This window comes from Haemophilus seminalis (genome assembly GCF_006384255.1).
Classification (GTDB): Bacteria; Pseudomonadota; Gammaproteobacteria; order Enterobacterales; family Pasteurellaceae; genus Haemophilus; species Haemophilus seminalis.
Window position 1 is genome coordinate 242,810 of sequence record NZ_VCED01000001.1, and the last position, 18,247, is coordinate 261,056.

Here is an 18,247-nt window from a genome sequence, read left to right on the forward strand (position 1 = left end):
TCACAATTTTATTTTGCTTTTAACAACTCAATAATCTCTTTTAATGCCTTAATTTCATCATCTTTTTGAGCTAATAACGTATCTTTCATTGCCAGTAAACTATTTAATTTTTCATTTTCAGCTGTTAATACTTCATTAGTACCGAAATGACTGTTAGTTAAGTTATAAGAATTATCACCGCCTACTGCAAAGAAAATTGATCTATCCTTACAAGTAATTAATTCGCCCATATCAATATTAAATACATTCGCAATTTGCTGTAATTTATCTAAATTAATACTGCTTTGTCCACGCTCAATTTTGGCATATCCATTCGGTGACATCGAAAGTTTCTCCGCCATTTCTTCTTGCGACCATTGATTGATTTCTCTCATTACGCGAATTTTATCGTGGACTTCCATCTTGTTTCCTTAAAAGTGCGGTTTTAGGTAGTGGCAGATAAGTTTTTGCCACTGTTCGTTTGTGGTGAAAAATTGGGGTTAAGTATAACATTTACGCAAAATTTATCCAATCTTGAGGACTTTTTTATGACAATGACATTTACTAGATCATTATTAGCAACAGCCGTAATGGTGGGATTAACTGCTTGTGGTTCAGGTGGTGGTAATAGCGGTAATAATGGAGCTACTAATTCATCAACAAATATGCCAGTAAATACGCCTGTTACTAAAATTGAAATGGAGAAATTACCTGGTCAAGCTAAGTATTCTGGTGCTTTAGACAAAGCTCAAAGTAGTGTTATGGGTGATGCACGAAGCGGGACTGTTAATTTCATTGCGGACTTCACAAAGAATAATATCGTGGGTGAGGTGAATTTTGATAAAAGTGCTAATTACAGAACTTATACAACTTCTCGTGCTCGTCATCGTGGTTGTAATTATGTCGGATGCCAAGTTATTACAAGGCACGAAGAAGGTAATTATGCAACTGTAGAATTAGAAAATACGACTTTAACAAATCAAAATAGTGTACTAGCTTTTAACGGTAAAGCATCTGGTGTACTTTCTAATGATGGAGATAAAATTAATATTCAAGGCTCTTACCAAGGTCAAATTTCAGGTCAGCGTGGTGAAAAAATCTCAGGTAAATTAGAGGCAAAATCACACGAAGATGTTCGCTATGCAGTTAATGGTGTATTTAATGGTGAAAAAGTTTCTGAAGTGCAAAGAGAACAACCAACAACCCCAAAAGTTGAACCTGCTAAACCTTCGGAAACAGTAACAACCCCAAAAGTTGAAGTAGCTAAACCTACGGAAACAGCAACAACTTCAAAAGTTGAACCTGCTAAACCTCTGGAAACGGCAACAACCCCAAAAGTTGAATCATCTAAACCTTCGGAAACAATTACAGTTCCTGTTGTAACTCCTACAACTGAAAATACGCCCAAAGAAGTGGTTTGGGATAAATTGCCTGCGGTGCCAAAATTTGAAGAGTCTTCAATATTTGGTTATGGCTCTAACTTAAAAGGTAAGGCAACTTATTTCTCTCAAAATGTAGATGCTTATGGCGAGATTAATGGTTATCACATTTCTTCAAAAGCTGATGGAAAAAGTTATGTCATTTTAAATGCTGATTTTGATAATAAAAAAATCAACGGTTCTGCTGCCTTTAATCTTTATTCATCAGATAATGTTAAAAAAGCTCAAACTGAACTTGAATTTAAAGAGGCTACCTTATATAAGAGCAATAATTGGATGACATTTAATGGAGAAACAACAGGGAAAATTTTGACAGAAACGTTAAAAGCTGAAAACCTATCAGGTTTCTATAACGGTAGCACTGATTCATCTCATGGAGAGAGTGTAGATTTCAGATATAATACCTCTTCATCAGATAAAAATATAAAAGTAAGCGGATCTAAAACTTTATATAAACAATAATTCTAAAGGCTCTAGCAATAGAGCCTTATTTCTTTAATATGATGAAAAACATACTTCTTTTTATTTTAGTCTCAAGTGTTTGTTGCAATATTTTTGCTAATGAAAAACAAGAAATAACTTATTCTATTTCCGATTTAGAAAAAGATTCTAAAACTACTGAAAAATTACTTTCAGATATGCTAAGTATTGATCGAATGGATTTAGTAGATCGTTTGTTACCGATTTATCAAAGCTTTCCTGAGAAAAATCTAAGATTGGTTAATTACGCCAAAATAAGACAAGCAAGATTATTATTCTTAGATTATCAAAACAATAATGCTAAAAAGGCTTTTCAGGCATTGCAAACGGAAGCAAATTTAAATGATAAAGAGCGGTCAATAATTCAAAATTATTTGCAAGCAATTGAAAACCGAGAACGTTGGCAATTTTCCTTAGGCGGGAATTATTTACAAACAAAGAATGTGAATAATACGTCTAATGAGCGACATATTGAAAACACAGGCTTTGTGAAAAATGATGATATGTTGCCACAATCGGCACACGGCTTTTCTTATTATTTTGATGCTCAGAAAAATTGGAACATTGAGGGTTCGCATTATCTGCATTTTGCGAATAACCTGTATAGCAAAAATTATTGGGATAATCACGATTATGATGAAATTACTAACCGCACTTATTTGGGCTATCAATATCAAAATGCTAAATATAAATTGGTGTTAAAACCGTTTTATGAGAGACAATGGTTGGGTGGACATCGTTATAACTGGGCAAATGGTGCTAGAGCGGAATATAGTTTAAATCTTTTAAAAAATTGGCAGATTTCAACCGCACTTGAATTAAGTCAGCCACGTTATTTTACCCAAGCAGATCGTAATGGAACAATTAAGTTAGCTTCTGTAACCTTTATTTGGCAGCCATCTGATAAAGGTTATTATTACTTAGGTTCGGATTTTATTCGAGAAAGCACTCGTATAAAACAATATAGTAATGATATGAAAGCCTTGAGAATAGGTTGGCGGAAAAATTGGGGTTATGCAATTGCAAGTCAAATTAATGGCTCTATTGCGTTGAAACAGTATAAGGATTTAGCTTCTCTTGGTGGAATTTTGCCATTAAATAAAATTCGTCGAGATAAAATCTATTCGCTAAATTTAACGCTTTGGAAACAAGATTGGCAGTATTTAGGTTTTACGCCGAAAGTTCAATTCCGTTGGAAAAAACAAGAGAGTAACATTCCTTCAATGTTTTCTTATTCAGAAAAATATATGCAGGTGTTAGTAGAAAAGGACTTTTAGTTATTTTATAAAGAAATAAAGCGATAACTTTTAGGTGAGTTATCGCTTTTTTATTTCAGGAAAGATTATTCAACTTTCACAATCCAGCCTTCAGGCGCTTCGACATCACCGAATTGGATGCCAGTGAGTTCTTCATAAAGGCGACGTGTTACTGGGCCAACTTCAGTTTCAGAATAGAACACATGGAATTTGCTTTTATGTTGGATTCCGCCAACAGGTGAAATGACCGCAGCAGTACCACAAGCGCCAGCTTCAGCAAATTGATCTAGCTGATCGATATAAACATCGCCTTCAATTGCTTCCATACCTAAACGCTCTTTTGCGATATGTAAAAGAGAGTATTTGGTGATACTTGGTAAAATAGATTCTGATTTTGGTGTGATGAATTTATTATCTTTGGTGATCCCAAAGAAGTTTGCCGCACCGACTTCTTCAATTTTGGTGTGAGTCTTTGGATCTAAATAAATGGCATCAGCGAATTTACGTTCTGGCGTACCTTGTTCTGCTGCTAATACGTGTGGTAGAAGGCTTGCAGCGTAGTTACCACCCACTTTTACGCCACCTGTTCCCATTGGTGCTGCGCGATCGTATTCGGTGGTAATAAAGTTAGATGGTGTTAAACCACCTTTGAAATAGGCTCCAACTGGGCAGCAGAATACAGAGAAAATAAATTCTGGCGCAGCTTTCACACCGATGTTTTCACCTACGCCAATTAAGAATGGACGTAAATATAGGGTTGCGCCAGAGCCGTAAGGTCCGACCCATTCTTCGTTTGCTTTCACTACTTCTTTACATGCACGGATAAATAATTCTGTTGGCACTTGTGGCATGAGTAAACGATCTGAAGTATGCTGCATGCGTTTTGCATTTTCTTGTGGACGGAATAAGTTAATTGAGCCGTCTTTGCAACGATAAGCTTTTAAGCCCTCAAAGCATTGTTGACCGTAGTGAAGTGCGGTAGAACCTTCGTGAATATGTAAGGTATTGTCTGTGGTGAGTTTGCCTTCGTCCCATTTGCCATCTTTCCAGTGAGCAATGAAACGATAATCTGTTTTGATATAACTAAAACCAAGGTTATTCCAGTCTAAGTCTTTCATTTTGCTTCCTTAATATTATTTTTTTGAATGAAATACCGTTTAATCTACACCATTCCCGAAGTGATTTAAATAATAAATTCTCGAAATTATGCAATTTTTAGCCAATTAAAAAGGAATAAGGAAATTTTGGAAACAGGGCAGGAAATAAAGATATAGTTATGCTAAAATCGGGATGAAAAAAACGCCACTCAATCAGAGCAGCGTTTAACCAAATCGGTTTAATAATATACAGGAAGTAAATGAGTAACATATTTGTTACTCAAGTTCGGTTACCCGAACTATATGCAAACACAACATCATACTTAAGTCCGAAACTCATTAACTAGTAAGGAATTACCAATCATTAAGTATGGTTGTATTGTAAGGAAAAGGGTAGGAAAGGACAAATGACGTTTTTTTATTTGAAGTATTAGAAAAACTAATCCGAATTAAATCTTGTCTATTATAGACAAAAATTTTATGAATGGAAATACTTATGTATAAACGTTTGCCACCGTTGAATTCGCTAAAAGCTTTTGAGTCAGCTGCTCGCTATTTAAGTTTTACGAAAGCGGCAGATGAGCTTTGTGTCACACAAGCGGCAGTTAGTCATCAAATTAAATTATTAGAAGAGTTCTTAGGAATTGAATTATTTAAGCGAAAGAATCGTTCTTTAGAATTAACAGAGCTTGGAAAAGCATATTTTGTTGATATTAATAAAATTCTGCGCCGCTTAAATGAAGCAACAGAGCGATTGTTAACGTTAAAAACGGATCCGCATTTAAATATTAGCGTACCACAAACTTTTGGTATCCAATGGCTTGTGCCACATTTAAGTGAATTTAATCAGCTTTACCCGCAAATTGAGGTTCGTTTAACTGGTGTGGATCAAGATGAAGGCTTGTTAAATAAAGAAATTGATCTTGCTATTTATTATGGTTTGGGTAATTGGCAGAATCTACAAGTTGATCGTCTTGGCGGAGAAAATTTATTGATTTTAGCCTCGCCCGAATTGCTAGCGGAAAATCCAATTATTCAGCCTGAAGATTTAAAAAAACACACATTAATTCATATTCATACGCGTGATAATTGGCAAGCGATGGCAAATCATTTACAGTTAGATGATTTAAATATTCAGCAAGGGCCGTTATTTAGCCATACATTCATGGCATTACAGGCTGCGATTCATGGGCAAGGCATTGTATTAGCTAATCGCTTATTAGCCTTGCAAGAAATTGAAAATGGCTCTTTAAAAGTGGTATTGCCAACCAATTTGTCTGATCCAAAATCATTTTATGTGGTCAATCATCTTGATCGCCTTGATGACCAAAAAATTCAAGCATTCCGTCAGTGGATTATTAACTCAATTAAACAAAAAGAAAATGAATAAACTCGCATTATATTGTCGCCCAGGTTTTGAGAAAGAAGTCGCCGCAGAGATTACCGATCAAGCAAGTAATTTAGGTGTATTTGGTTTTGCACGAGTACAAGATAATTCGGGCTATGTCATTTTTGAATGTTATCAACCTGATGAGGCAGATTGCCTTGCGCGAGACATTCCTTTTAATCGTTTGATTTTTGCTCGTCAGATGGTTGTGGTTTCTGATTTATTGGAAGATTTAGATCCTGCTGATCGTATTAGTCCCATCGTGGCGGCGTTTGAAGAATTATCACAACAAGTTAATTTTGCTCAATCTAGCGAGCTTTTTGTCGAAACTGCAGACACAAATGAAGCGAAGGAGCTTTCCACTTTTTGTCGTAAATTTACTGTGCCTTTACGTCAGGCATTGAAAAAACAAGGTTGGCTTTCTGCAAAAGCAACTCAAAAGAGCGGTCAATTTTTACATTGTTTTTTTGTAAAACCGAATTGTTGCTATGTGGGATATTCTTATGTGGATAACCATTCTCCATATTTTATGGGAATCCCTCGTTTAAAATTCCCGGCAGATGCGCCGAGTCGCTCTACGTTAAAACTCGAAGAAGCTATTTTGACTTTTATTCCGCGTAAAGAAGAGAATAAACGTTTAAATGAAAATATGATTGGCGTTGATTTAGGGGCTTGCCCTGGCGGTTGGACGTATCAATTAGTCAAACGAGGTTTATTTGTTTATGCCGTTGATCACGGAAAAATGGCAGCGAGTTTGCATGATACGGGGCGCATTGAACATTGCGCGGAAGATGGTTTTAAATTTCAGCCTCCCAAAAAGAAAAAAGTGGATTGGTTAGTCTGTGACATGGTGGAACAACCAAGTCGTATTTCGTTATTGATTGGCAAATGGTTGTTGAATGGTTGGTGCCGAGAAACGATCTTCAATTTAAAATTACCCATGAAAAAACGTTATCAGGAAGTTGTATTATGTTTAGAAAACTTGGCCGTTATGTTGGCGGAGCAGAATTTGAATTTTGATATTCAAGCAAAACATTTATATCACGATCGTGAAGAAATCACGGTACATATAGCATTAAAATCTTGAGTGAATTGTTTTTCATAACCAAAAAGGACGTCGCGAATGAATTTACACGAATACCAAGCAAAACAACTATTTGAGCATTATGGATTACCCGTAAAAAATGGGGCAGTCTGTCAATCTGGTGATGAAGTAGATTTGGTACTAGCTCAACTTTCAGGCGATAAGTGGGCGGCGAAATGCCAAGTTCATGCTGGTGGGCGTGGTAAAGCGGGTGGCGTTAAATTAGTGCACGATGTAGAGGAAGCAAGAGCTTTTGCAGAAAAATGGCTAGGACAACGTTTAGTCACTTTTCAAACGGATAAATCGGGTCAGCCAGTAAACCAGATTTATTTTGAAGAAACTTGCGATATTGATAAAGAATTTTACTTAAGTGCGGTTGTTGATCGCGCCTCTCAAAAAGTAGTGTTTATTGCTTCTCCTGCTGGTGGAATGAATATTGAAGAAGTCGCGCAAAATTCACCGCACTTACTCCACAAAGTCACCATTGATCCTTTATTTGGAGGATTGCCTTATCAAGGCCGTGAATTGGCGTTTAAATTAGGGTTAAGTGGTACGCAAAACAAACAGTTTACCGATATTTTTATGGGGTTGTCTCGTTTGTTTTTAGAAAAAGATTTATCTTTAGTGGAAGTCAATCCGCTTGTTCTAACTAAACAAGGCAATTTGGTTTGTCTAGACGCCAAAATATCTGTTGATGATAACGCTTTATTTCGCCATAAAGATTTATTGGCACTGCAAGATTTAACTCAAAATGATGCCCGTGAAGCAGAAGCTGAAAAATTCCAGTTAAACTATGTGGCTTTAGAGGGCAATATTGGTTGTATGGTAAACGGGGCTGGGCTTGCAATGGGCACCATGGATATTGTGAAACTCTATGGTGGTAAGCCTGCGAATTTTCTTGATGTGGGTGGTGGTGCAACGAAAGAGCGGGTTGCTGAAGCGTTCAAAATCATTTTAACCGATCCTTCAGTGAAGGTGATTTTAGTGAATATTTTTGGTGGCATTGTTCGTTGTGATTTGATTGCTGAAGGCGTGATCGCTGCAGTAAATGAAGTGGGCGTGAGAGTGCCTGTGGTTGTGCGATTAGAAGGAACGAATGCTGAAATCGGTCGCCAAATTTTAGCGGAAAGCGACGTTAATATTCTTACCGCGCACAGTTTACAACAAGCCGCAGAATTAGCCGTGAATGCAGCAAAAGGAGAACACTAATGGCGATTTTAATTGATAAAAATACCAAAGTGATTTGCCAAGGTTTTACTGGTGGACAAGGGACTTTTCATTCTGAACAAGCATTAGCCTACGGAACGCAATTAGTCGGTGGCGTATCACCAAATAAAGGTGGAAGCACTCATCTTGGTTTGCCTGTATTTAATACGGTTCGTGAAGCTGTCGAAAATACGGGAGCAACAGCGACAGTCATTTATGTACCCGCACCATTTTGTAAAGATGCCATAATTGAAGCCATTGATGCAGGGATTAAGTTAATTGTCTGTATTACTGAAGGCATCCCTACATTGGATATGCTTAAGGTGAAACAAAAATTAAATGAAACAGGCATTGTGATGATTGGACCAAATTGCCCAGGCGTGATTACCCCTGATGAATGTAAAATCGGCATCATGCCAGGACACATACATAAAAAAGGCAAAGTGGGGATTGTTTCTCGTTCTGGTACTTTAACGTATGAAGCGGTAAAACAAACTACAGATGAAGGCTTTGGACAATCTACTTGTGTGGGTATCGGGGGCGATCCTATTCCCGGCTCGAGTTTTATTGATATTCTTGAAAGATTTCAACAAGATCCCGAAACAGAAGCCATTGTGATGATTGGCGAGATCGGCGGTTCCGCAGAGGAAGAAGCGGCAACCTTCATTAAGGATAACGTCACTAAACCAGTGGTAGCTTATATTGCTGGGATTACTGCGCCAAAAGGCAAACGGATGGGGCATGCGGGTGCCATTATTAGTGGAGGAAAAGGCACTGCCGCAGAAAAAATTGCAGCGCTTGAGGCTGCAGGTGTGACTTGTGTAAAAAGTCTAGCTGAAATTGGTGCAGCCTTGAGAAAGGTATTAAAATAATTTAAGAAAATTAACCGCACTTTAGTTTGACAAGGCGTAGATTGACTCTCTACGCCTTTATTTTTATATGCTCGCCATTATAAAGTGAGCGCAAAACTGCTATAATCAGCGCACACTTTTTAAGGAAGAAACACATGAGCCAATTTTTTTATATCCACCCTGAAAATCCACAAGCGCGCTTGATTAATCAAGCCGTAGAGATTTTACAAAAAGGCGGAGTGATTGTGTATCCGACGGATTCAGGATATGCCTTAGGCTGTATGATGGGCGATAAACATGCAATGGATCGTATTGTAGCGATTCGTAAATTGCCTGAAGGACATAATTTTACGTTGGTGTGTAGTGATTTGTCGGAGCTTTCAACTTATGCAACAGTGAGTAATACCGCTTATCGTTTGATTAAAAATAATACGCCAGGGCGTTATACTTTTATTCTTACTGCAACGAAAGAATTACCGCGTCGTTTAATGACATCAAAACGTAAAACTATAGGTTTACGCGTACCAGATAATAAGATCGCTTTAGATTTACTTTCAGCCTTAGGCGAGCCGATTTTATCTTGTTCGTTAATGTTGCCAGGTGAAGAACATACCACGCAATCTGATCCTGAGGAAATTCGAGATCGTTTGGAGCACCAAGTCGATTTAATTATTCATGGTGGATATTTAGGGCAAGAGCCTACAACAGTGGTGGATTTAACGGAAGAATCGCCAGTGATTTTGCGCGAAGGAAGTGGAAGTACAGCTCCTTTTATTTAACTTATAGACGCTTGTGAAAGCGACCTTTCCATTATTTAAGGAAAACAATGAAACCTAGTCAAAAACAAACTCAAAAACAACCGCACTTTTCCAAAGATTCAGCAAAGAAAAGTGATTTTTCAGCTAAAAATGATAGACGTTCAGTGTCTCGTACTGCACGCGCAGAAACGGCAAATACGAAAAAAAGTGCGGTTAATTCTGACAACAAATTTTTATCTAAGCCAAAAGAGAAACCTGTTGTAAAAGCCTCGAATCAACCTAAAGTAGAGGGCGAAAAATTACAGAAAGTTTTAGCGCGTGCTGGACAAGGCTCTCGTCGTGAAATTGAAACGATGATTGCCGCTGGCCGAGTGAGCGTAGAGGGTAAAATTGCGACTTTAGGCGATCGTATTGACGTACATTCTGGCGTGAAAGTGCGTATTGATAGCCAAATCATTAATCTTAGCCACGCACAAAAAGAAATTTGTCGCGTGTTAATGTATTACAAACCTGAGGGGGAACTTTGTACTCGTAGTGACCCAGAAGGGCGCGCGACCGTGTTTGATCGTTTGCCGCGTTTAACGGGATCTCGTTGGATTGCGGTAGGGCGTTTAGATATTAATACATCAGGTTTGTTGCTGTTTACCACTGATGGTGAGCTGGCAAATCGCCTAATGCACCCAAGCCGTGAAGTGGAACGAGAATATTCAGTGCGAGTATTTGGTCAAGTGGATGATGCAATGTTGGCACGTTTACGCAAAGGCGTTCAGCTTGAAGATGGCCCTGCCAACTTTAAAGAAATTAAATTTACAGGTGGTGTGGGTATTAACCAATGGTATGACGTAACCTTGATGGAAGGACGTAACCGTGAAGTTCGTCGTTTGTGGGAATCCCAAGGGATTCAAGTTAGTCGCTTGATTCGTATTCGTTACGGCAATATCAAACTGATGAAAGGTTTGCCTCGTGGTGGCTGGGAAGAAATGGGTCTTGAAAACGTCAATTACTTGCGTGAACTTGTGGGATTACCGGCTGAAACCGAAACGAAATTAGATGTTACACAACCACGTCGTCGTCCAAAATCAGGACAAATTCGTAAAGCAGTAAAACGTTATTCTGAACTGAGCAAACGCTATAAAAAATAAGGACTTTTTTTATGAAAATGCAGCAACTGCGCTATATTGTTGAGATTGTAAATCAACATTTGAGTGTCACAGAAGCCGCGAATGCGCTTTATACCTCTCAGCCCGGTATAAGTAAGCAAGTGCGTCTGTTAGAGGATGAACTTGGACTTGAGATTTTTGAGCGAAATGGCAAACATATTAAGGCAGTAACACCTGCTGGCAAGAAAATTGTTGCGATTGCACGTGAGTTATTAGTGAAAGCCCAAGGTATTCGTGCGGTAGCAGATGAATATACGCAACCTAATCATGGGGTACTACGTATTGCGACAACGAATACGCAGGCTCGTTATATGCTACCTGCAGTTGTTGAACGTTTTTCTAAACAATATCCAGATGTGAGTTTACATATTCATCAAGGTTCACCAACACAAATCCACGATGCGTTAATGTCCGGTGAGGTGGATCTGGCGATTACAACTGAAGCGCCACATTTATATGATGATTTAATTCAATTACCTTGTTATTGGTGGAACCGTTCCGTCATTGTAAAACCAGATCACCCTTTAGTTAATGCAGAAAAACTAACGATTGAAGCACTAGGAAAATATCCTCTTGTTACTTACACCTTTGGTTTTACAGGCGTATCCGATCTAGATTATGCTTTTAATAGCGCAGGAATATTGCCTAATATTGTATTCACAGCTACTGATGCGGATGTCATTAAGACTTATGTGCGCTTAGGATTAGGTGTGGGTATTATGGCATCAATGGCGCATACTGAGCTTGATAAAGATCTTGTTGCAATTGATGCGAGTCATTTATTCCGTGCCAGTATGACAAATATTGCTTTTAAACATAGTACGTTTTTACGTAATTATATGTATGATTTTATGGAATATTTTTCGCCGCACTTAACGCGCCCTGTTGTTGAAAAGGCGGAGAATTTGCGTGATAACAATGCCGTGAAGCGATTATTTGAAGGCATTGAATTAGAAGTGAAATAATTTTATTTATATGGTGTGAAGAGCGGTTGAAATTTAATAAGAATTTCAACCGCTCTTTTTTATACTAAAAATAGAACTGGAATAAGGTTCATCACACCAACTGTCGCGATGGAAAGCAATAATCTTGATGAGCCAAAAATAAAACCACGATTAGTGCCATTATCAAATTTTACTAATAAATTTGCCATCGCTGTGAGGGCATATACTTCAATGACGGTAAAAATGACGAGATAGGCATAGGCTGAAAATACGGAAAGATAATGTAAGGTGATAAACCAAGGCACGATAATTCCAATAGCCAACAGAGGGGCAACCCATGCCGCTTGTTTGATTGTTAAATTAATTTTTCGGGAAAAATAGCTTTGTAATAGCACGGTGAGTAAGCCGTTGCCAAATAATGCTATCGGAGAATGTTCAGGCATGCCAAGTTTATTGTTAAATAAAAATGGGAAAATGACAAAGAAAGAGCTCGCAATGGCAAGAGGTAAAAATAGCATTAAATGCACCATGAGAAACTCTTTTGTAATAATTTCTTTGATTTGTGTAAAGCGAAATTTTACCAACGTTTGTAAGGTTTGAATTTGATAGAAAGGCTTCACCATTAAGGCGAATAATACGGCTTCCATTGAAAAGCAGACCCAAATGAGCAAGTCGATATGTTCGTATTTAATAAATGGGATGACTAAAAGCGGCGCAAACATGGATGACATGGAGGTCACTTTTAGATATTTCCCTTGTAAGCGCGTTTTTTCTTTGTATTCATCGCCTGCCAACACAAGTAAACACGCTTTGGCATTGGTTCCAAATAAGCAACTGCCTAAACCAAAACAAGTGGTCGCAATAAGAAGTAATAAATAATTATCTGCTGAGAGAAAGAAAATATAAGCTATTACATCTAAAAAACAGCCGAGCAACATCATTTTGGCTAAACCATAACGATCGCCCCAAATACCGGCAAGAATGGAAAGTGCTTGGTTTGAGAAAAAGAGCAGTGATAAAGAAAAGGCAATTTCGCTGTTGCTCAATCCTTTACTTTGTAGATAAATCAGAAATACCGTTTGCACAGAAAAAAAGGCAAGGGTGGAAAAGAAACGCCGAGTAAGTAAAAGTTTTTGTAAATTCATAGAGTCAAATGATAAAAAAGAAAAGCACGCGTTGAATAACGCGCGCCATAAGTTTTATAAGTGCGGTTGAAATTGATATCAAAATTTCACCACACTTGAAAGATTAAAATAGATCGTGATATTTCACTAAATCCTTACGCTGAATAGCAAATACGCCTAGTCCGCCATTTTTAAGCTCTACCCATTCAAATGGCACATCTGGATATTGCTCAATTAAGCTCACCATGCTATTGCCCACTTCACACACCAATACACCATTTTCGGTTAAGTAATCTGGTGCTTGTTTCAAAATTTGTTTGGTAATGTTTAAGCCATCATGGCCAGAACCTAAGGCTAACTCTGGTTCAAAATGGAATTCTTCTGGCATATCGGCGAGATCTTCTTCGTCCACATAAGGTGGATTGGTCACGATAAGATCGTATTTTTGTCCCAAAATATTTTCAAATAAGTTTGATTGAATCGGGAATACACGATGCTCTAATTGATGGCGTGAAATATTGATCTCCGAGACATTAAGTGCATCAACTGATAAATCGACTGCATCCACTTCCGCATTCGGGAAAGCATAAGCACAAGCAATGGCAATACAGCCACTGCCTGTGCATAGATCGAGAATATGATTCGGCTCTTGTGAAATTAAATCTTCAAAGCGATCTTGAATTAACGCACTAATTGGAGAACGCGGAATAATAGTTCGTTCATCGACATAAAATTCGTGACCGCAGAACCAAGCACTATTTGTTAAATATGCCACCGGTACGCGTTGTTCGATTCGGGTTAATATAAGTTGAACTAAGGTTTCTTTTTCAGATGGGGTTAATCGACTGTTAAATAATTCGGTAGGTAAATCAATGGGTAAATGTAAGCCACTTAAAACGAGTTGCAGGCTTTCATCCCAAGGATTATCGTGCCCTTGCCCGAAGTAAATATCAGAACGATTGAGAATGCTATACGTCCAACGCAGAAAATCTTGGATGGTTTGCAGTTCGTTTGCAACATTATCTTCCAAGATAGTTGCAACTAATTCTTGGTTATGTGAGGTTTCCATCGCATTTCTCCATAAAAGTGAGTAGAAAAGTTAGCATAAAATTCGGTATGAAAATTTGGCGTAGTTATACCACAGATGAGAATGTAGAACTATGATATGATACGCAAAATTTGAAATTAATGAGAAAAAATGCAAGACGAATTTGATTTATTCCGTGCGGAAACCAAAGGCATTAAGCCAATTAAACAAGATACTTTTGTTGCCCACCGCCCAAAACGTGATCAGAAAAAAATAGAATTGAAAGAATTACGAGCAAAAGAAGATACGTTATTTTATTTTTCTGATGAATATGAGCCATTACTGAATGACAATGATGGTGTTGTGAAATATTTACGTGATGGGGAAGATTCCCATTTATTAAAACAACTTCGTCGTGGAGATTTTTCCCCAGAATTATTTTTAGATTTACACGGTTTAACCCGTGAACAAGCTAAGCAAGAATTAGCCGCACTTTTACTGGCCTGTGAAAATGAACATATTGATTGTGCCAGCATTATGACGGGCTATGGCACCTTTACATTGAAAAAACAAATTCCACGTTGGCTAGTACAACATCCTAAAGTGCGGGCATTACATCAAGCGCCAAGAGAATGGGGCGGTGAAGCCGCAATTTTGATTTTAGTGGATGTGTAAAATATTAAGAAAATTTACCGCACCTTTATCATATCCCCTAGTTTTTGCAAATAGGGGATATTTTAATTAGCTAATGTAAGTTATAGCACAGCCAAAGCCGCATCATAATTCGGCTCATTTTTAATTTCAGAGACTAATTCGCTGTGTATGACATTATTATTTTCATCAAGAATAATGACTGCACGCGCAGTTAATCCTGCAATTGGACCTGTAGTGATATTAACGCCTAACGTATCATGTACGGATTTATGGCGGAAGGTTGATAGTGTTTGTACATTTTCAATTCCTTCAGCACCGCAAAAGCGTGCTTGTGCAAAAGGGAGATCTGCTGAAATACAGAGTACGACAGTATTTTCTAATGTGGCTGCTCTTTGATTAAATACTCGTACAGACGTTGCACATACACCAGTATCAATACTTGGGAAAATATTAAGGACTTTACGTTTACCAGAAAAATCCCCTAAGCTTACATCAGCTAGATCTTTATTTGTAAAGTGTACATTTTCTACTTTTTCGCCTTTTTGTGGAAAATGGCCTTTTACTTCAATGGGATTACCCATCATTGTTACTTTTGTCATAAAAGCTCCTATTTTATGAGAGAGAGATGTAGCACCTTAGAAAGTACGGTGAAAAATCGATCATTTTCTTCTGGCAAACCAATACTTATACGAAGATGATTTGGCATTCCATAGCCTGCTATTGGACGAACAATCACACCTTCATATAATAAGGCATCATAAATTGGTGCAGCAGGTTGTTTAAAATTAATCGTAATAAAGTTTCCTTTTGAAGGAATATATTCTAAGTTGTGCTTTTGGCAGAATGTTTCATAGCGAATCATTTCTGAGCGGTTATTTTCCGCCACTTTTTCAACAAAATGATCATCATTCATCACGGCAACTGCTGCCGTTAATGCTAATGCATTACAGTTAAAAGGTTGACGAACACGATTTAATAAATCGGCAATTTCGGGATTAGATACTGCGTAACCGATACGTAATCCAGCCAATCCATAAGCTTTAGAAAGTGAGCGAGAAACAATAAGATTAGGGTATTTTTTTAAAAGACTAAAAGAATCTATGCGCTCTTCTTTTTGGGTAAATTCTGTGTAAGCCTCATCTAACACAACAATGACAGTTGCAGGAATCTGCGCTAAAAAAGCATCGATTTCTTGCTCAGTTAAAAAGTTACCTGTGGGATTGTTTGGATTCGCAATATAAATAAGCTTCGTTTTATCAGAAAGAGCGGCTAAAAATCCGTTTAAATCATGTCCCCAATTTTTAGCGGGAATTTCTTTTGCTACTGCATTAATTGCTTTAGTGACTAGTGGATAGACAATAAAGGCATATTGTGAATAAATGACTTCATCATGTTCACTAGCAAAAGTATGGGCAAAGAGTTCCAATAAATCATTTGATCCGTTTCCAAGTGTAATTTGGTTAGGTTGAACACCAAATTTTTGAGCAATAGTTTGTTTGAGTTCAAAACCATTGGCATCGGGATAACGTGTGAGTTGATTTAGTTGTGCATTTATAGCGCGTTTAGCACTTTCGGGAAAGCCAAATGGATTTTCATTTGAGGCGAGTTTAATAATATTTGAAATGCCGAGCTCACGTTCGAGTTCTTCTATTGGCTTTCCTGCTTGGTAAGGTGAAAGGGATTTAACCCCTTGATTGGCGATGTTAATGTACTGCATTGTTTTTATACGTTTTTTTATTCATATTGTGGATATTATAGAAACGGGCGTTAAGCCTGTTCTGATTAGCTATTTTCTGCTTCAAATTTTTTCATAAATTTAATCAGCGCTTCTACCCCTTCTAATGGCATGGCGTTGTAAATAGATGCACGCATTCCTCCAAGGACTTTGTGTCCTTTTAATGCTTGTAAGCCTGCTGCAGTTGATTCAGCTACAAATTTTGCATCGAGTTCAGCATTACCAGTGATAAAAGTCACATTCATAGTTGAGCGATTTTCTTTTGCAACAACATTTCTATATAGTTTGCTTGAATCAATGTAATTATAAAGCGTTTGCGCTTTTAATGTATTGCGTTTAGCTATAATGTCTAAGCCACCTATTGATTGAATATGTTTAAATACTAGAGAACATAGATACCATGCAAAGGTTGGTGGCGTATTTATCATTGAATCGGCATCACGCTGCACCGCATAGTTCCAAATAGAGGGCGTGTCTTTGCGGGCATGACCAATTAAATCGTCACGAATAATGACTAATGTAATCCCTGCTGGGCCAAGATTTTTTTGTGCACCGGCATAAATCACCCCAAATTTGCTAATATCTATTTGGCGAGAGAGGATATTTGATGACATATCTGCAACTAATACGGCATCTCCTACTTTAGGAATATCAAAAATTTCAACTCCGCTAATAGTTTCATTCGGACAATAGTGAACATAGTCATATTTTTCCGCAATATCACTAAAATCGAGTTGAGTAATACGCGTTTTGTCTCCGTTTTCTACAATTGTAATTTCATCAATTTCTCCGAAATTACGCGCTTCTTTTGCTGCTGTGGCAGACCAATGCCCACTATTTAAATAAAGTGCTTTCCCTTTTTTCCCGATTAAATTCATTGGAATTGTGGCAAATTGACCACGTGCACCACCTTGTAAGAAAAGGACACGGTAGTTATCAGGAATATGATAAATATTACGCAAATCTTTTTCAGCTTGAGTGATAAGCTCCATAAAGTATTTGCCACGATGACTGACTTCCATGACAGATATCCCTTGATCAAGCCAATTTGTGAGCTCACTTTGTGCTTTATGAAGAACTTCTGGGAAAATCATTGCAGGACCTGCACTAAAATTAAAGACTTGTGACATTGTGTTTCCTTATTTTTATGAATGATGTTGGTCTCTTTTTATCACTACAAAAGCGGATAATCAATGCTTTTTAAATAAATCAATCAATTTTGGGGAATGTTGTTAAAAGTTATTGGTAAGGTTTTGACGAATAGATGAAAAAAAGCTAAATTAGTGAAGTTCACTTTGTCTATTTAAAAGAGAGTAATTATGGAAAATGTAAATAAGCAATCTTTCCAGGATGTGTTGGAGTATGTCCGAATGTATCGTTTAAAGAATAAGATTAAACGTGATATGGAAGACAACAACCGTAAAATTCGTGATAACCAAAAACGAGTATTATTGTTAGATAATTTGAATCAATATATTCGTGACGATATGAGCATTGAAGAAGTGCGCGGAATTATTGAAAGTATGCGAGATGATTATGAAGGACGAGTGGATGATTACACTATTCGTAATGCAGAGCTTTCAAAGCAGCGTAGAGAAACAAGTGCTAAGATGAAAGAACAGAAAAAAGCACATGCTGAATTGATGAAATCAGGTGGAATCGCTTAAATGATAAACCGATTCTGAATAAGAATCGGTTTATTTTTTTATTAAGCTTTTTTCAAAAACTCAGATTTAAGCATAATTTTGCCACAATCTACGTTGTGATCACCATTAACTAGGCGAATATTTTTGAATTTTGTTCCTTTTTTCAATACTTCTGATGAGCCTTTTAATTTTAGATCTTTAATGAGTAGCACATCATCACCATCGGTAAGTAAATTACCATTACTATCTTTGACGATGAGTTGATCATCATCAGTTTCAATTTGTTCATTATTATTCCATTCATTACCACAATCAGGGCACACAAAATTAACCGTGTCGTGATAAACGTATTCACTTTGGCATTTTGGACAAGCAGGCATTTGATCCATTGGGTTTTCCTTCTTGGTTAGCATATAATAG

Annotated in this window: 19 protein-coding genes; 11 read left to right on the forward strand and 8 right to left on the reverse strand. The window is 37.4% G+C overall.

All coding sequences use genetic code 11. The features are described 5' to 3' along the window. Positions 1-8: 8 nt before the first annotated feature. Positions 9-401: a helix-turn-helix domain-containing protein gene (locus FE813_RS01180; RefSeq protein ID WP_118871324.1), complete on the reverse strand. Its 393-nt coding sequence runs from the start codon at positions 399-401 to the stop codon at positions 9-11. Positions 402-527: 126 nt separating this feature from the next. On the opposite strand from FE813_RS01180, the gene FE813_RS01185 reads away from it, so the two are divergent. Next, positions 528-1,880 carry an energy transducer TonB gene (locus tag FE813_RS01185; protein WP_139989152.1) on the forward strand — a complete coding sequence of 451 codons (1,353 nt, stop codon included), beginning with the start codon at positions 528-530 and terminating at the stop codon, positions 1,878-1,880. A gap of 41 nt (positions 1,881-1,921) precedes the next feature. Beyond that, positions 1,922-3,175 carry a surface lipoprotein assembly modifier gene (locus tag FE813_RS01190; protein WP_139989295.1) on the forward strand — a complete coding sequence of 418 codons (1,254 nt, stop codon included), beginning with the start codon at positions 1,922-1,924 and terminating at the stop codon, positions 3,173-3,175. Between the two features lie 65 nt (positions 3,176-3,240). Here FE813_RS01190 and FE813_RS01195 read toward each other — a convergent pair whose 3' ends face one another. Then, the gene (locus tag FE813_RS01195) at positions 3,241-4,272 is read right to left on the reverse strand and encodes a branched-chain amino acid aminotransferase (protein WP_139989153.1); all 1,032 of its coding nucleotides are present in this window, start codon (positions 4,270-4,272) and stop codon (positions 3,241-3,243) included. 475 nt (positions 4,273-4,747) lie between these two features. Here FE813_RS01195 and FE813_RS01200 point away from each other — a divergent pair, with 475 nt between their 5' ends. The 7 genes from FE813_RS01200 (at position 4,748) to cysB (ending at position 11,662) form a co-directional block, all read left to right on the forward strand. Next, positions 4,748-5,641: a transcriptional regulator GcvA gene (locus tag FE813_RS01200; protein ID WP_118794398.1), complete on the forward strand. Its 894-nt coding sequence runs from the start codon at positions 4,748-4,750 to the stop codon at positions 5,639-5,641. After that, the gene (gene rlmM, locus FE813_RS01205; RefSeq protein WP_139989154.1) at positions 5,634-6,725 is read left to right on the forward strand and encodes a 23S rRNA (cytidine(2498)-2'-O)-methyltransferase RlmM; all 1,092 of its coding nucleotides are present in this window, start codon (positions 5,634-5,636) and stop codon (positions 6,723-6,725) included. Before FE813_RS01200 ends, rlmM begins: the two co-directional genes overlap by 8 nt. 36 nt (positions 6,726-6,761) lie before the next feature. Beyond that, complete coding sequence (sucC, locus tag FE813_RS01210; RefSeq protein WP_139989155.1) at positions 6,762-7,931, forward strand: ADP-forming succinate--CoA ligase subunit beta; 1,170 nt, start codon at positions 6,762-6,764, stop codon at positions 7,929-7,931. Then, positions 7,931-8,800 (forward strand): succinate--CoA ligase subunit alpha, encoded by an 870-nt coding sequence (sucD, locus tag FE813_RS01215; RefSeq protein ID WP_139989156.1) that lies wholly within the window; start codon positions 7,931-7,933, stop codon positions 8,798-8,800. Before sucC ends, sucD begins: the two co-directional genes overlap by 1 nt. A gap of 134 nt (positions 8,801-8,934) precedes the next feature. Continuing rightward, a complete protein-coding gene (locus tag FE813_RS01220) occupies positions 8,935-9,558 on the forward strand; it encodes an L-threonylcarbamoyladenylate synthase (RefSeq protein WP_005638700.1) in 624 nt (207 codons plus the stop codon). A 47-nt stretch (positions 9,559-9,605) separates the two neighbouring features. After that, complete coding sequence (gene rluB / locus FE813_RS01225) at positions 9,606-10,679, forward strand: 23S rRNA pseudouridine(2605) synthase RluB (protein ID WP_139989157.1); 1,074 nt, start codon at positions 9,606-9,608, stop codon at positions 10,677-10,679. An 11-nt stretch (positions 10,680-10,690) separates the two neighbouring features. Beyond that, positions 10,691-11,662: an HTH-type transcriptional regulator CysB gene (gene cysB, locus FE813_RS01230; protein ID WP_139989158.1), complete on the forward strand. Its 972-nt coding sequence runs from the start codon at positions 10,691-10,693 to the stop codon at positions 11,660-11,662. A 59-nt stretch (positions 11,663-11,721) separates the two neighbouring features. Here the strand turns inward: cysB and FE813_RS01235 are convergent, their stop codons facing one another. Together FE813_RS01235 and prmB are read right to left on the reverse strand one after the other, a co-directional pair. Next, positions 11,722-12,786 (reverse strand): MFS transporter, encoded by a 1,065-nt coding sequence (locus FE813_RS01235; RefSeq protein ID WP_139989159.1) that lies wholly within the window; start codon positions 12,784-12,786, stop codon positions 11,722-11,724. A gap of 103 nt (positions 12,787-12,889) precedes the next feature. After that, the gene (gene prmB / locus FE813_RS01240) at positions 12,890-13,834 is read right to left on the reverse strand and encodes a 50S ribosomal protein L3 N(5)-glutamine methyltransferase (protein WP_139989160.1); all 945 of its coding nucleotides are present in this window, start codon (positions 13,832-13,834) and stop codon (positions 12,890-12,892) included. A gap of 129 nt (positions 13,835-13,963) precedes the next feature. Between prmB and smrB the strand changes: the two genes are divergently transcribed. Beyond that, a complete protein-coding gene (smrB, locus tag FE813_RS01245; protein ID WP_139989161.1) occupies positions 13,964-14,467 on the forward strand; it encodes an endonuclease SmrB in 504 nt (167 codons plus the stop codon). Between the two features lie 80 nt (positions 14,468-14,547). Here smrB and tpx read toward each other — a convergent pair whose 3' ends face one another. The 3 genes from tpx to serC form a co-directional block, all read right to left on the reverse strand. Continuing rightward, positions 14,548-15,045: a thiol peroxidase gene (gene tpx / locus FE813_RS01250; protein ID WP_048953743.1), complete on the reverse strand. Its 498-nt coding sequence runs from the start codon at positions 15,043-15,045 to the stop codon at positions 14,548-14,550. An 8-nt stretch (positions 15,046-15,053) separates the two neighbouring features. Beyond that, a complete protein-coding gene (gene hisC, locus FE813_RS01255; RefSeq protein WP_139989162.1) occupies positions 15,054-16,163 on the reverse strand; it encodes a histidinol-phosphate transaminase in 1,110 nt (369 codons plus the stop codon). Between the two features lie 65 nt (positions 16,164-16,228). Further along, complete coding sequence (gene serC / locus FE813_RS01260) at positions 16,229-17,311, reverse strand: 3-phosphoserine/phosphohydroxythreonine transaminase (RefSeq protein WP_139989163.1); 1,083 nt, start codon at positions 17,309-17,311, stop codon at positions 16,229-16,231. 189 nt (positions 17,312-17,500) lie between these two features. Here serC and FE813_RS01265 point away from each other — a divergent pair, with 189 nt between their 5' ends. Next, a complete protein-coding gene (locus tag FE813_RS01265; protein ID WP_065265242.1) occupies positions 17,501-17,848 on the forward strand; it encodes a DUF496 family protein in 348 nt (115 codons plus the stop codon). A gap of 41 nt (positions 17,849-17,889) precedes the next feature. On the opposite strand, the gene FE813_RS01270 is transcribed toward FE813_RS01265, so the two are convergent. After that, positions 17,890-18,216, reverse strand: a complete 327-nt coding sequence (locus tag FE813_RS01270; RefSeq protein WP_139989164.1) for a zinc ribbon domain-containing protein YjdM — start codon at positions 18,214-18,216, stop codon at positions 17,890-17,892. Between the last annotated feature and the right edge of the window lie 31 nt (positions 18,217-18,247).